This window comes from Aurantimicrobium sp., assembly GCF_036667855.1.
Taxonomy (GTDB): domain Bacteria; phylum Actinomycetota; class Actinomycetes; order Actinomycetales; family Microbacteriaceae; genus Aurantimicrobium.
Map to the genome: position 1 here is coordinate 1 of NZ_JAVWTF010000096.1, position 648 is coordinate 648.

A 648-nucleotide genomic window follows, 5' to 3' on the forward strand; every position below is an offset into this window, starting at 1 on the left:
TACACGATATTTCTCGTCCATCGAGCCAAATGTGAGGCGGAAAGATTGGGCACGGTGTCAGGAATGATCGAAGCTGTAGCACACACTGGAGGCGTCATCACTAGCGCAGGAATAGTCCTAGCTGCTGTTTTCGCTGCTCTAGGTGTCCTTCCCCTGGTTACCCTCGGGCAACTTGGGATAATTGTAGGTGTGGGAGTGGTCATCGATACTCTGGTCGTACGAACTGTCATAGTCCCTGCGTTGTTTAGTGCAATCGGTGTCCGTATCTGGTGGCCACACAAACTAGTTAAGAATGATGTAGCTCCCTCAAGGAGCGCCGATGTTTATCGGTAATAATACGGAGCTGGTGTGAGCGAAACAGTACAAAAAGGTTTGGTGACCGAAAACAACACTGAACTGATGATGCGTATTGCACAGCATGTCCTCGCACTGATACTGATTCTGATAGCTGTCCTGAGATCCTTCTCTACGGGGGATTCCAGTTTGTGGGTAATCTCTATTGGAATTGTGCTTCTTGCTTGGGACGCAACATGGTTCCTCGCTGACCGGGGAATGAGGAAATGGTTCACTCCAACAACGTGGATAGTTGGATTTACAATCCTTTGGTTATTCTCAGTCGTTATTTCTGCTGAGTTCATCTGGATAGCA

The 648-nt window shown here is 48.1% G+C and carries 1 protein-coding gene and 1 pseudogene; both read left to right on the forward strand.

From position 1 onward, the window contains the following. The coding region (locus RR877_RS10300) for an MMPL family transporter (protein WP_332628178.1) at positions 1-333 on the forward strand (333 nt) is incomplete at its 5' end. Positions 334-348: 15 nt separating this feature from the next. Next, a pseudogene (locus tag RR877_RS10305) lies at positions 349-648 on the forward strand (hypothetical protein); the annotation flags it as partial.